The 13,386-nt window shown below is 66.4% G+C and carries 12 protein-coding genes; 5 read left to right on the top strand and 7 right to left on the bottom strand.

Features of this window, described 5'->3' with window-relative positions:
• Positions 1-9: 9 nt before the first annotated feature.
• The 3 genes from GGR46_RS20630 to GGR46_RS20620 all read left to right on the top strand — a co-directional run bounded on the left by GGR46_RS20630 (position 10) and on the right by GGR46_RS20620 (position 5,204).
• The gene (locus GGR46_RS20630) at positions 10-921 is read left to right on the top strand and encodes a hemolysin family protein (RefSeq protein WP_183999868.1); all 912 of its coding nucleotides are present in this window, start codon (positions 10-12) and stop codon (positions 919-921) included.
• Positions 922-1,499: 578 nt separating this feature from the next.
• Positions 1,500-3,698: a catalase/peroxidase HPI gene (katG, locus tag GGR46_RS20625; RefSeq protein ID WP_183999867.1), complete on the top strand. Its 2,199-nt coding sequence runs from the start codon at positions 1,500-1,502 to the stop codon at positions 3,696-3,698.
• A gap of 81 nt (positions 3,699-3,779) precedes the next feature.
• Positions 3,780-5,204, top strand: coding sequence for a PQQ-dependent sugar dehydrogenase (locus tag GGR46_RS20620; RefSeq protein ID WP_183999866.1), 1,425 nt, complete (start codon positions 3,780-3,782; stop codon positions 5,202-5,204).
• Positions 5,205-5,373: 169 nt separating this feature from the next.
• On the opposite strand, the gene GGR46_RS20615 is transcribed toward GGR46_RS20620, so the two are convergent.
• Positions 5,374-6,351: an agmatine deiminase family protein gene (locus GGR46_RS20615; RefSeq protein ID WP_183999865.1), complete on the bottom strand. Its 978-nt coding sequence runs from the start codon at positions 6,349-6,351 to the stop codon at positions 5,374-5,376.
• Positions 6,352-6,370: 19 nt separating this feature from the next.
• A complete protein-coding gene (locus GGR46_RS20610) occupies positions 6,371-7,990 on the bottom strand; it encodes a M28 family metallopeptidase (RefSeq protein ID WP_183999864.1) in 1,620 nt (539 codons plus the stop codon).
• A 101-nt stretch (positions 7,991-8,091) separates the two neighbouring features.
• Between GGR46_RS20610 and GGR46_RS20605 the strand changes: the two genes are divergently transcribed.
• Positions 8,092-9,456 (top strand): glucuronyl esterase domain-containing protein, encoded by a 1,365-nt coding sequence (locus GGR46_RS20605; RefSeq protein ID WP_183999863.1) that lies wholly within the window; start codon positions 8,092-8,094, stop codon positions 9,454-9,456.
• On the opposite strand, the gene GGR46_RS20600 is transcribed toward GGR46_RS20605, so the two are convergent.
• Positions 9,422-10,183: a hypothetical protein gene (locus GGR46_RS20600; protein ID WP_183999862.1), complete on the bottom strand. Its 762-nt coding sequence runs from the start codon at positions 10,181-10,183 to the stop codon at positions 9,422-9,424. The two genes, GGR46_RS20605 and GGR46_RS20600, sit on opposite strands and share 35 nt — an antisense overlap.
• A gap of 488 nt (positions 10,184-10,671) precedes the next feature.
• A complete protein-coding gene (rpsD, locus tag GGR46_RS20595) occupies positions 10,672-11,286 on the bottom strand; it encodes a 30S ribosomal protein S4 (protein ID WP_183999861.1) in 615 nt (204 codons plus the stop codon).
• Positions 11,287-11,531: 245 nt separating this feature from the next.
• Between rpsD and GGR46_RS20590 the strand changes: the two genes are divergently transcribed.
• Positions 11,532-11,846 carry a chorismate mutase gene (locus GGR46_RS20590; protein ID WP_183999860.1) on the top strand — a complete coding sequence of 105 codons (315 nt, stop codon included), beginning with the start codon at positions 11,532-11,534 and terminating at the stop codon, positions 11,844-11,846.
• Between the two features lie 6 nt (positions 11,847-11,852).
• Here GGR46_RS20590 and GGR46_RS20585 read toward each other — a convergent pair whose 3' ends face one another.
• The 3 genes from GGR46_RS20585 to nrdR form a co-directional block, all read right to left on the bottom strand.
• The gene (locus GGR46_RS20585; RefSeq protein WP_183999859.1) at positions 11,853-12,107 is read right to left on the bottom strand and encodes a hypothetical protein; all 255 of its coding nucleotides are present in this window, start codon (positions 12,105-12,107) and stop codon (positions 11,853-11,855) included.
• Between the two features lie 83 nt (positions 12,108-12,190).
• Entirely contained in the window at positions 12,191-12,844 is a 654-nt protein-coding gene (locus GGR46_RS20580; RefSeq protein ID WP_246426290.1) for an RNA methyltransferase, read from the bottom strand.
• Positions 12,845-12,912: 68 nt separating this feature from the next.
• Positions 12,913-13,386 (bottom strand): transcriptional regulator NrdR, encoded by a 474-nt coding sequence (gene nrdR, locus GGR46_RS20575; RefSeq protein WP_183999857.1) that lies wholly within the window; start codon positions 13,384-13,386, stop codon positions 12,913-12,915.

Raw genomic sequence — 13,386 nt, 5'->3', positions numbered from 1 at the left:
ACACCGAACATGCCCGAGGGCCCCAGTAGCACCAGCAACGGCGACAACCACGAAGGTGGCGGGATATGGCGCGGCATCCGCACCCTCCTGTTCGGTGACGACCAAGAAGAGACTTTGCGCGACCGCATCGAGGATGCGATCGACGAGCATGAGGACGAAGGCGGCAAGGGTCCGGCCGGCGACCTGGCGCCGATCGAGCGCCAGATGCTCAAGAACCTGCTCCATTTCGGCGAGCGCGATGCCGGCGATGTCGGCGTGCCGCGCGCGGACATCATCGCGGTCGACGAGGAGACCAGCTTCGCCGATCTGGTGAAGCTGTTCGAGGAGGCCGGCCACAGCCGCCTGCCGGTCTACCGCGAAGAACTCGATACGATCATCGGTATGGTCCACATCAAGGACGTGTTCAACATCCTCGCGAGCGGCGCCCCCCACCCGGCCAACCTGTCCGGCCTGATCCGCCAGCCGCTCTACGTGCCCCAGTCGATGGGCGCGCTCGACCTGCTCGCGCAGATGCGCGGGCGGCGGACGCACCTAGCCATCGTGCTCGACGAATATTCGGGCACCGAGGGGCTGATCACGATCGAGGACCTGATCGAGGAGATCGTCGGCGAGATCGAGGACGAGCATGACGAGGCGCCGACCGCGCTGCTCGTGCCGATCGACGGCGGCGGCTGGGACGCTGATGCCCGCGCAGACCTGGAGGACGTCGCCGAGACGGTCGATCCGCGCCTGGCCGAGGTCGACGGCGACGTCGACACGCTAGGCGGCCTGGCCTTCGTGCTGGCCGGCCATGTGCCCGAGGCGGGCGAGTGCCTCGAGCATGATAGCGGCTGGAAGCTCGAGATCGTGGAGGCCGACCCCAAGCGCGTCACCAAGCTGCGCCTCCACCCGCCCGCCGAAAAGGCGCTGACGGAGGAGTGATTTCTTAGTTTGCCGCTGTCGTCATCCCGGCGAAAGCCGGGATCTCGTGCGGCTCTTGTCCAACCGCCCGCGCCATCGCCTGAGATCCCGGCTTCCGCCGGGATGACGGTTTGTGTGCGGCACCTTGGGCTTGACAAAAACCAAATAGGTTATATATCGCACCATAATTCGTACCAGACTGGCACGAAGGACAGAAGGCCGCAGAGCCCCTCGCCTTAAAAGCACCCCTGGCTTCTCTTCAGGCTGCAATACAGGGGGAGGCACGCCGCGGATAAATCTCGACGCGACACAGATATACGAACACCAATGCCAAGCGTCGTCGAGCCCGAGCGTCACGAGAAGAAGAACGTCCCGGTCCTTTCCTTTTCTGCCCATCCCCCGGGTGCCAAAGGCACGCCGGGCTGCAGCCATTTCTCCCTCTCCCCACCCCTCTCCCCGCAAGCGGGGAGAGGGAGAAGCTGTGACAACCACATGTCGCAAATATCACTCACTCGATCACTGACGGCGATCTAATCCATTTCTTCGATTGCATCCGGGATGGCATCCCATGGGACGCAAATCAGCAAGGAGCTTGGGAGATGGACGCGAAGACCGGATCGATCGAAGGCGGCGGCTGCCCGATGCACGGCGCAGGCGGCGTGCGTGCGCTACTCGGCCGCACCAACAAGGACTGGTGGCCCGAGATGCTCGCCACCGAGATCCTCAACCCCAACGGGTCGTCCAACCCGATGGGCGCGGATTTCGACTATGCCGAAGCCTTCAAGCAGCTCGATTATGCGGCGCTCAAGGCCGATCTCACCGCGCTGATGACCGACAGCCAGCCCTGGTGGCCGGCCGATTACGGGCATTACGGCCCCTTCTTCATCCGCATGGCGTGGCACGCCGCCGGCACCTATCGCACTGCTGACGGCCGTGGCGGCGCCAACAGCGGCCAGCAGCGCTTCGCCCCGCTCGATAGCTGGCCGGACAACGGCAATCTCGACAAGGCGCGCCGCCTGCTTTGGCCGATCAAGCAGAAATACGGCAAGCACATCAGCTGGGCCGACCTGTTCATCCTCACCGGCAATGTCGCGATCGAGAGCATGGGCGGGCCGGTGTTCGGCTTCGGTGGCGGCCGTCCCGACGTGTTCGAGCCCGAGCGCGACATCTATTGGGGCTCGGAAGACAAATGGGTCAACGAAGGCGTCCAGACCCGCATCGCCCCCGAGCACGGCTTCCATGAGATCGAAGGCCCGCTCGCCGCGATCCAGATGGGCCTGATCTACGTCAATCCCGAAGGCCCGCAGGGCAATCCGCATGACGATGCCGGCATGGCACGCGACATGAAGGAAACCTTCGCGCGCATGGCGATGAACGACGAGGAGACCGTCGCCCTCACCGCCGGTGGCCACACCTTCGGCAAGGCGCATGGCAATGGCGACGCCTCGCTGCTCGGCGCGGCTCCTTCGGGCGCCGATCTGGTAGCCCAGGGCTTTGGCTGGGTCAGCGGCCATGAGAGCGGCGGCATCGGCGAGCATACCGTCACCAGCGGCATCGAGGGCGCCTGGACCAACACCCCGCGCGAGTGGAGCGAGAACTTCTTCCGCCTGCTGCTCGACTATGACTATGAGCTGGTGAAGTCGCCCGCGGGTGCCAACCAGTGGCAGCCGATCAACCAGAAAGAGGAAGACAAGGCGCCGGCGGCCTGGGACCCCAGCATCAAGGTCCCGACGATGATGACCACCGCCGACATGGCGCTCAAGCGCGACCCGGCATATCGGGCGATCTCGGAGAAGTTCCGCAACGACCATGAAGCGTTCAAGGACGCCTTCGCGCGCGCCTGGTTCAAGCTGACCCACCGCGACATGGGGCCCAAGATCCGCTACCTCGGGCCGGAAGTCCCCGCCGAAGAGCTGATCTGGCAGGATCCGATCCCCGCCGGCACCACGCCGTCGGACGCCGATGTAGCGGCGGTGAAGGCGAAGATCGCGGGCAGCGGCCTGACCGTCAGCCAGCTGATCAAGGTGGCCTGGGCCTCGGCCAGCACCTTCCGCAAATCGGACTTCCGCGGCGGCGCCAATGGCGCGCGCGTGGCACTGGCCCCGCAGAAGGACTGGGAGGTCAACGAGCCCGAGACTCTCGCCAAGGTGATCTCGACCCTTGATGGCCTTCGGGGCTCGCTGTCGCTGGCCGACGCGATCGTGCTCGGCGGCGTGGTCGGGCTCGAGAAGGCGATCAAGGATGCCGGCTCCAGCGTCGCGGTGCCGTTCAGCGGCGGACGCGGCGATGCGACGGCGGAGCAGACCGATGCCGAGAGCTTCGCGGTGATGGAGCCCGAGGCGGACGCGTTCCGCAACTATGTCGGCAAGAAGAAGCTGGCGGTGAGGGTCGAGGAGATGATGCTGGACCGTGCCTCGCTGCTCGGCCTCTCGGTTCCCGAGATGACCGTGCTGATCGGCGGCCTGCGCGTGCTCGGCGCCAATCACGGCGAGCGCGGCCATGGCCATTTCACCAGGCGCCCGGGCCAGCTGACCAACGACTTCTTCGTCAACCTTTACGACATGACCAATGTCTGGGCGGCTGCCGGGGAAGGCGACGACGAATATGTCGCGACCGACCGGGCTGCGGGTCACGAGAAGTGGCGCGCCACCCGTGCGGACCTGATCTTCGGCTCGAATTCGGAGCTGCGTGCGGTCGGCGAGATCTATGCCGAGAACGGCAATGAGGAGAAGTTCGTGCATGACTTCGTCGCCGCCTGGACCAAGGTGATGAACGCCGATCGCTTCGATCTGAAGTGACTCCTTGAATCCTCCCCCAGCTCGCTGGGGGAGGATTTTAATTGGATTGGCTTCCCCCCTCCTCGCCCCTATCCTTCCGCGATGCTCAAGCGGATCCTCATCGTCCTCGCCATCCTCGCGGTGGTCCTCATTGCCCTCTTCTTCTGGGCAACCCAGCCCGACAAGGCCAAGCTCTCCGAAGCCGCGGTGACCGGCGTGGTCCCGCAGCTGGGCGAGGCCCGCTACCAGGACATCCCGACGATCCGCATCGCCAAGCCGGTGGGCTGGGCCAACGGCGCCAAGCCGATCGCGCCCGCGGGTATCCAGGTCGCCCCCTTCGCCGACAAGCTCGATCATCCGCGCTGGCTCTATCGCCTGCCCAATGGCGACGTGCTGGTCGCCGAGAGCAACTCGCCCCCGCGCGACGGCGGTGGGATCACCGGCTGGATCATGGGCATCATGATGAACCGTGCCGGCGCCGGCGTGCCTTCGGCCAACCGCATCACCCTGCTGCGCGACACCAATGGCGACGGCGTCGCCGACCAGCGCTCGGCATTCCTCGAGGGGTTGAACTCGCCGAGCGGCATGGCGCTGATCGGCGACTGGCTCTACGTCGCCAACACCGACGCGCTGGTCCGCTTCCCCTACAAGGCCGGCGATACCAGGATCGCCGCCAAACCCGAGAAGATCGTCGACCTGGCCGGTGGCGGCAATCACTGGGCCCGCAACATCCTCGCCTCGCCCGACGGCAAGCGCATCTATGTCGCGGTCGGCTCCTCGTCGAACATCGCCGAGAACGGGCTCGACAAGGAAGGCGACATCTACACCGCCGATTCGCCCTTCGCGGTGGCAAAGCAGCTCGATGCCGCCAAGCGCACTCGCGCCGCGATCCTCGAGGTGGTGCCCGATACCAAGTCCTCGCGCGTCTATGCCTGGGGCCTGCGCAATCCCAACGGCATGGCCTTCGAGCCGCACACCGGCAATCTGTGGACCGTGGTCAACGAGCGCGACATGCTCGGCTCGGACATGCCGCCCGACTATCTCACCCAGGTCGATTTCGGCGCCTTCTATGGCTGGCCGTGGAACTATTGGGGCGGTTACATCGACAAGCGCGTGACGCCCGAGCGTTCGGACCTGCGCGAATATACCAAGCGTCCCGACTTCGCGCTCGGCGCCCACACCGCGCCGCTGGGCCTCGCCTTCGCCGCCGATGCCAAGCTGGGCGGCAAGTTCACCAATGGCGCCTTCGTCGCGCTGCACGGCTCGTGGAACCGCGAGCCGCCTTCGGGCTACAAGCTCGTCTTCGTTCCGTTCGGCGACAATGGCTATCCCCTCAAGACCGCCAAGCCAGTCGACCTGCTCACCGGCTTCCTCGGCAAGGACGGCAAGACGGTGCAGGGCCGCCCGGTCGGCGTGATCACCGATGCCGGCGGCGCGCTGCTGGTGGCGGACGATGTCGGCAACATGATCTGGCGCGTGAGCGCCACGGCCGGGGCGCCGATCGCCGGGGCGCCTGCCGCCAAATAGATCCCTCTCCCGCCTGCGGGAGAGGGACGGCGACCCCGGCAAGGCCGGGGGAGCCAGGGTGAGGGTGAGAGCTGGCCGCGAGCTTCTCGCCTGCCGCTTTACTGACTCTCACCCTTCCGCCGACTTCGTCGGCTCCCTCCCTATCCCGCAGGCGGGAGAGGGATTTCAATCAAGCCGGGATCTGCTGGCTGATGCAGTGGAAGCTGCCGCCGCCGGTCAGGATATGGTCGGCGCGCTGGCCGATGATCGCGCGGCCGGGGAACAGCTCGGCGAGCTTGTCCACCGCGGCCACGTCGTTCTCCTGACCGTAGAGCGGAACCACCACCGCGGCATTGCCGATGTAGAAGTTCATGTAGCTCGCCGGGATGATCTCCTCATCCTCGTTGAGCACGCGGCCCGGCGAGGGGAAGCGCACCACTTCGACGCCGGCGCGCTCGGCGCGGGCGGCGGCGTCCTGGTAGATGCGCCAGTTCGGGTCGTTCTCGGCGCCCTCGGGGATCAGCAGCCGGTTCGGGCCGATGAAGCGGGCGAGATTGTCGACATGGCCGTCGGTATGGTCGTTGAGCAGGCCGTCGCCGAGCCACAGCACCTGGGTATAGCCCAGGTCCTTGCGCAGCATCTCCTCGATCTCGGCCTTGCCGAGCTGGGGATTGCGGTTGCGGTTGAGCAGGCACTGTTCGGTGGTGACGACCAGGCCGGTGCCGTCGCCGTCGATCGCGCCGCCCTCGAGCACCCAGCCATGGTCCTCGACCTTCATCTGCGCACGCTCGGCGAGGCGGTGGCCGATATCGTCGTCGCCCTCGAGGTCGTACTTGCCGCCCCAGCCGTTGAACCGGAAGTCGTGCGCGGTGCCGTTGCCGCCGATGATCGCGGCGGTGTCGCGCAGCCAGATGTCGCCGAACGGCTCGATCACCACCTTGGCGGCGTTGCCGGCGAGCAGCTTGGCGGCCTTGGCGGATTCCTCATTGGCGGCGACCAGGATCACCTGTTCGCCCTTGCCCTCGGCGTGCACCGCCTTGGCGAAGGCGGCGACTTCGAGGCGCGCGGAAGCGAGATCGTCGAGCCAGAGTTCGGGATGGCTGGGGAAGCCGATCCACACGGCGTGGTGGTGCGCCCATTCGGGCTTGGGGGGAGGCGGAATCGTCATTCCGCCCCCATAATCCCGTTCACTGCCCGGCGCGAGACTTGTCGCGAACCGCGCGGAATTCAGCGGTCGGATACCAGTTGGGCCAGGCCGCGCCCTCGGCGAGCTGGCGGCCGAGGCCGTAATAGATGTTCAGGTCCGAGACCGCGCCGCTCCAGTCCCAGTTCGCGTCATACTCGTCCTGGGGCTTGTGATAGCGGTTCTGGGTATAATCCTCGGCGGCCTTCTTGCCGGCTTCCTTGCCGCCATTGACCAGGTCGTCGCCGCTCTCGCCATAGAGCATCGGCACGCCGAGCTTGGCGAAACTGAAATGGTCCGAGCGGTAATAGCCGCCCGCCTCGGGCCGCTCCTCGGGGACGATCACCCGGCCCTCGGCCGCGACGAAGGGCTTCACCAGGTCCTCGAGCTCGGACTTGCCGCCGCCGACGATCGTGAAATCCTTCGTCTTTCCAAGGACATTGAGCGAATCCATGTTCACCCCACCCACCGTCTTGGCGAGCGGATAGACCGGGTTCTCGGCGTAGAACTTGCTGCCGAGCAGGCCCGATTCCTCGGCGGTGACCGCCAGGAAAACGACGCTGCGCTTGGCCGCACCCGCCTTGGCATGGGCTTCCGCCAAGGCGACGAGGCCGCCGATGCCCGAGGCATTATCGACCGCGCCGTTGCAGATGTCGTCGCCCTTGACCGCGTCGCAGCGGCCGAGATGGTCCCAATGCGCCGAATAGAGCACGACCTCGTCAGGCTTGGCAGTGCCGGGCAGGATGCCGACGACGTTCTTCGACGCCTGGCGCTTGATCGAATTATCCCAGCTGACCGAGGCCTTTACCCCGAGCGGTACGGCCTTGAAGCCCTTCTGGCTGGCTGCGGCGACGAGCGCGTCGAAGTCCTTGCCGGCGGACGCGAACAGGGCCTTGGCCTTGTCGAGCTGCATCCAGCCGATCGCCTGGCTCTGGTCCATATGGTCGCCCGGCGTGTCCTGCTCGAGCTGGGGCCCGGTCCAGGAGGACTGGACCACGCCCCAGCCATAGGCAGCCGGGACGGTATCGTGGACGATGATCGCCGCCGCGGCGCCCTGGCGCGCGGCTTCCTCGTATTTGTAGACCCAGCGACCATAATAGGTCATCGCCTTGCCCTCGAACAAACCCTTGGTTTCCGTGGATTTATAGTCGGGGTCGTTGACCAGGATGACGACCGTCTTCCCCTTCACGTCCAGGCCGGCATAGTCGTTCCAGCCGCGCTCGGGGGCGTTGATGCCGTAGCCGACGAAGACGACGTCGCTGTCCTTGATCGCGACCTTGGGCGTCACCCGGTAGGTGGCGATGACCATGTCCTTGCGATAATCGAGGCTGACCGGGGCCTTGCCGCCCGAGAAGACCAGCGGCTGGACGTTGTTCGCGGTGATCTCGACCAGCGGCACGTCCTGGGTCCACTTGCCCTTGTTGCCCGGCTTCAGCCCGGCCTTTTCAAAGCGTTGGACGATATAGGCGATCGTCTTGTCCTCGGCCGGGGTGGTCGGGGCGCGGCCCTCATAGGCATCGGAGGACAGTTCCTTCGTCACCTCCTTCATCGTCTCGGTCGAGATGGTCTGGGCATTGGCCGCGGTGCCCGCGAGGAGCAGGGCGGCGGTGAGCAGGTGGCGCATGGGATCCCCTTTGCGGAACAGTCGTGCGTGGATGTTGGCAAGGGTTGCGCCCGACCGCAATGCGAGGCAGCCTTGATAGCGATAACACGGGAGGGGAAAGCATGCGCTTGTGGACGCTCTGTGCGCCGATATTGGCACTCGCCCTACCCGCCAGTGCCCAGCAGCAGGACTACACCGCCGCCAATGCCGACCGCCAGGCGATGCTCGACCGCCTGGGAATCAAGGAAATCCGTGCCGGCGCAGACGGTTTCAACCCCAACGCACCCAATGCGGCGAACTATGACGAGGCCAAGGCGGGCACGCCCCAACTTCCGGATATGATGCGTCTGAACGACGGACGGCCGGTCAGGAACAGCAAGGACTGGGACCGCCGCCGCCGCGAGATCGTCGAGCTGTTCGACCGCGAAATCTATGGCCGTTTGCCGCTAACCGCCCCGAAAATAACGTGGAACCTCGTCCGCCAGGAGAAGGCGACCGAAGCCGGAATTCCCGTCGTCAAACGCTGGCTGGAAGGAAAGGCGGACAACAGGGCATGGCCGCGAGCATCCGCGACGATTGCCGTCCGCTATACGCTGCCGGTCAGCCATTATCCGGCGCGCCTGATCCTCTCCTTCGGCTTCCCCGAGGGGTTAAAATTCCCCGGGCCGCCCCGCCCGGGCGACCCCGGCCCGCCCTATACCGAGCAGCTGCTCAAACGGGGTTTCGGCTATGCCGTGGTCGTGGCCAACTCGATCCAGGCGGACAATGGCGGTGCGCTGAAGACCGGGGTGATCGGCATCTCGCTGCAGGGCCGTCCGCGCGGCCCCGAGGATTGGGGCGTGCTGCGTGCCTGGGCCTGGGGCGCGAGCCGGGCGCGCGAAGCGCTCGCTGCGGACGCGGAAGTTGACGGCGACGCGATCGGCATCGAAGGGCTGTCGCGCTACGGCAAGGCGGCGCTGGTCGCGATGGCCTATGACCCCAAATTCGCGATCGGATTCATCGGCTCCTCGGGCGCCGGCGGCGCGGCGCTCTATCGCCGCAATTTCGGCGAGCGGATGGGCAACCTCGCCGCCGGGGGCGAGTATCACTGGTTCGCGGGCAATTTCCTGAAATATGCGGGCCCGAAGACCGAGTTCGACCTGCCCATCGACGCGCACATGCTGATCGCCCTTTCGGCACCGCGCCCCTTGTTCATCGGCGCAGGCACGGTGGATACCGGCGATGGCTGGGTCGATCCCAAGGGCAATTTCCTGGCGGCGGTGGCGGCCTCTCCGGCCTGGGAGATACGCGGGGCGAAAGGGCTGAGCGCCACCACGTTCCCGCCCGAGCTGACCCCGGTGACCGGCGGCAGGCTGGCCTTCCGCCAGCATCGCGGCGGGCACGACAACCGCGACAACTGGCCGAGCTTCATCGACTTCGCGGCGCGGGAGCTGCCGGAGGTGATCTCGCCCGTCAGGGAGCTGGAGATCCGCAAGGCGCGGCGCTAGCGGGTTCCTGCCTCGGCCCGTTGTCCGGGCCGACGACCATCATCCCAGGCGCCCACGCCCGCAGCCGTTCCGCCCCTTCCAGCGCCGCGTCCTGCAGAGCCACCAGCGCGGGGATCAGCGCGTCGCGGCGGGACTCGGCGGTGCGGATGGCCGGCAGATAGCGGCGCTCGAGCTTCTTGAGCCGGGCGACATCGGCGATCGTCTCGACATGGACGATCAGCTCCGCGTCCCCGTCGAAGCAGGTGGCGGACGGGATTGCCTGCTCGGCATCGCGGTAGCGGGCGCGCAGGGCATGGACCTCGGCCTCTGCGGCGATGAAGCGATCGAGCACGGCATCCTGCACGAGCGGCTCGAAGACCTGGGGCAGGCCCGGCGGCCAATCGAGCGGGTGATCCTGTACCGGATCGACCGCGAAGCTGGTGCTGCCCACCGCCCAGCCGGTGACCGGATGCGGCGAAATGTCGGTCAGCTGGCCCGACGGCGCGCGCCAGACCGCATGATGCCAGCCGAACAGCGCGACGCCGGGAATCTCGACCAGCATCCAACCGAAGACACAGCCACCACCGTGCCCGCGCACCTGATCGCGGACGTTCCAATAGCAGCGGCCGCGCCGGCTGCCGGGCAGCGGATAGCGCGGCACGGCGGCGATTTCAGGCGCACCCAGGCGGGCGAGCAATAGCGGCAATGCCGGATGATCGAGAGCGGCGTCCCGATGAATCAGTCCCAAATGCAAGTCCCCCCGGACTCTTCGGCGCGTGGAACGGGTTCCCCCCGGACCCGCCCCACGCGCTTCAAGAGCATCCCCGCCCCGTCGCCGGGCAAAGCGAGGAGGAACTGGAGATGCGAGCAGGTGCGGCCCTGATATTTTGCCGAAATGTTACAGGGGCGTGGAACCCCCGGGGAGGCGAGGTAGCGCCATTTTGGGTCAATACCGGCGGCCGAGCGGGCAATTCCGCCAGATTGAGTAGATTCGGGGAGTATCCGGTAAAGGCGGCGCGCTGGGCTGCCGGCGAAGCCCGGAAGCCGGGATCTCGGGCGGCTCTTGTCCCGCGCTACGGCATGAGATCCCGGCTTTCGCCGGGATGATGGACTAGGCGAGTTGGGCCGCGGATGTATCGCCGGATCTAGCTGTCGCTGGACCCTGGCATCGGCGGCCACGAAAAAGGGCGGCCCCGAAGGACCGCCCCGTTTCTCGTTTCCCGAAGGAAGCGAACCTTAGCGCGAATAGAATTCGACGACCAGGTTCGGCTCCATCTTCACCGGGTACGGCACCTCGTCGAGGGTCGGCACGCGGGTGAAGGTGATCTTCGAGGCGCCGTCCGGCGACACGTAATCGGGGATGTCGCGCTCGGCGAGGCTCTGGGCTTCCATGACCAGCGCCATTTCCTGCGCCTTCTGGCGGAGCGAAACGGTCTGGCCCGGCTTGATGCGGCGCGAACCGATGTTGCACTTCTCGCCATCGACCAGGACGTGGCCGTGGTTGACGAGCTGGCGGGCCGCGAAGATCGTCGGCGCGAACTTGGCGCGATAGACGATCATGTCGAGGCGCTGCTCGAGCAGACCGATGAGGTTCTGCGACGTATCGCCCTTCATCTTCGAGGCGTCTTCATACGCCTTCTTGAACTGCTTCTCGGTGACGTCGCCGTAATAGCCCTTGAGCTTCTGCTTGGCGCGCAGCTGGATGCCGAAGTCCGACATCTTGCCCTTGCGGCGCTGGCCGTGCTGGCCCGGGCCGTATTCGCGCTTGTTCACCGGGGACTTGGGACGGCCCCAGATGTTCTCGCCCATGCGGCGGTCGAGCTTGTACTTTGCGCTGGAACGCTTCGACATTCTGTAATCCTTGCAACTGCTAACGACGTTTTCTCGCCTTCCTGGTCCGAAAACCGGTTCCCACTTTTCGGGGAAGGCGAGGGTTGCTCCCGGTATCCGCCTGCTGTTCTCGAAGAGAGGCAGGGCCGCCGCTTCACCGGGGTGCGGGGCCATTGCGAAGGCGCGCGGTTAGCCGCGTGGGGGGATGGAGTCAAGCCAGAGACGCCAAGCTGGACAGCGGCACCCCGCCCCGCCAAGGAGCGCCCATGCAAGAGATACTCGATCCCGAAGCCTGCACGACGATGCGGGAAGTCCGTGCCGGCGTCGATGCGGTGGACACCGAGCTGGTCCAGCTCCTGAAGCGCCGTTTCGGCTATATGGATGCCGCCGCGCGCATCAAGCCCGAGCGCGGCCATGTCCGCGACGAGGCGCGCAAGGCGCAGGTTATCGCCAATGCCCGCGCGCACGCGCGTGCGGCGGGCATTCCGGACGAGGCGATCGGCGACCTCTGGGAACTGCTGGTCGAAGCCTCGATCGCCTATGAACTGGTGAAGTTCGACGCGCGACCGGCGCGCGACTGACCAGGCTTATTGGCCGCGAAGGTCCCGGCTGACGGACGCGTTGCTGGCATTGCTGATCGCGTCCCATTCGGCGCGGGTGTGGCATTCCGCGCGGCCGCCCAGGCGGCTGCTGGACGACGCGACGCGACGGCAGATCTCGCGATTGGGATCGTCGCTCTTCTTTTTCTTCGCCTCGACCGGCTTGGCGGCATCGGGCTCGGCCTGCTGCGCAACGGCAGGCGTGGAAAGCGCGAACAGGGCAAGCAAAGCAACCAGACGCATCGGAAAACCCCTCCCAAGATGATGGTGCGCAATTAGCGAGGCCGGGAGTTTGCGGAAAGCAGAAACTGTGTTGCTGATATATGTCAGCCGATGCGGTGGCGCTTCCTGCCGTCGAGCGCAGAAAGCACGCCGCGCAGGGTGCGCAGTTCCTGGCTCGACCAACGCGCCTTGGTGAGCAGGGTGCGCAAGGTCCGCCGGGTCGAGGGCACGCGATCGGGCGGGAAATAATAGCCCGAATCGTCGAGCATCGCATCGAGCTGGCCGATCATGCCGTCGAGCTCGTCCTGCGGCGCGGGGGGATCGAGGTCCTCCTGCGTCGGCTGCACGAGCTGCTCGCCCTTCGACCATTCATAGGCGACGAGGATCACCGCCTGGGCGAGGTTGAGCGAGCCGAATTCGGGGTTGATCGGCACGGTGAGGATGGTGCGGGCGAGCGCGACGTCGTCGGTCTCCAGCCCCGAGCGCTCGGGGCCGAACAGGATCGCCGAGCGGCCTTCCTCGCGGTGGATCGTGCGCGAGGCCTCTTCCGGCGTCACCACCGGCTTGGAGATGCCGCGCTTGCGCACCGTGGTGGCATAGACATGCGCGCAGTCCGCCACCGCATCGGCGACGGTCTCGTAGACCTGGGCCTTTTCCAGCACGATGTCGGCGCCGCTCGCGGCCGGACCGGCGCTGGGATTGGGCCAGCCGTCGCGCGGGGCGACGAGGCGCATCTCGACCAGCCCGAAATTGAGCATCGCGCGCGCGGCCTTGCCGATATTCTCGCCGAGCTGCGGGCGAACGAGGACGATGACGGGAGGCTGGCTCACTGCTTGCCGCTTTCCTGGCCGGCCTCGGTGACGTTGCCGGCGAATTCCTCGAAGTCCTTGGCCTCGCGGAAGTCCTTATAGACCGAGGCGAAGCGGATATAGGCGACCGAATCGAGGCCCTTGAGCCCCTGCATCACCAGCTCGCCGATCTTCTGCGAGGGGATTTCGGTTTCGCCCATCGTCTCCAGCTGGCGCTGGATGCCGGAGACGAGCTTCTCGATCTGCACGCCGTTGACCGGGCGCTTGCGGGTAGCGACCGAGATCGAGCGGACCAGCTTGTCACGATCGAACGGCTCGCGCTTGTCCTCGGACTTGAGCACGGTCAGCTCGCGCAGCTGGATGCGCTCGAACGTGGTGAAGCGCGCGGCGCAGGCCTCGCACTGGCGCCGACGGCGGATCGCCGCCCCGTCTTCGGTGGGGCGGCTGTCCTTTACCTGGCTGTCTTCATGTCCGCAGAAGGGGCAGCGCAA

Source organism: Sphingomonas kyeonggiensis, assembly GCF_014196745.1.
Lineage (GTDB): Bacteria > Pseudomonadota > Alphaproteobacteria > Sphingomonadales > Sphingomonadaceae > Sphingomonas > Sphingomonas kyeonggiensis.
The sequence above is the reverse complement of the archived record's forward strand: the minus strand, read 5'-3'. Positions and strand labels throughout refer to the sequence as shown.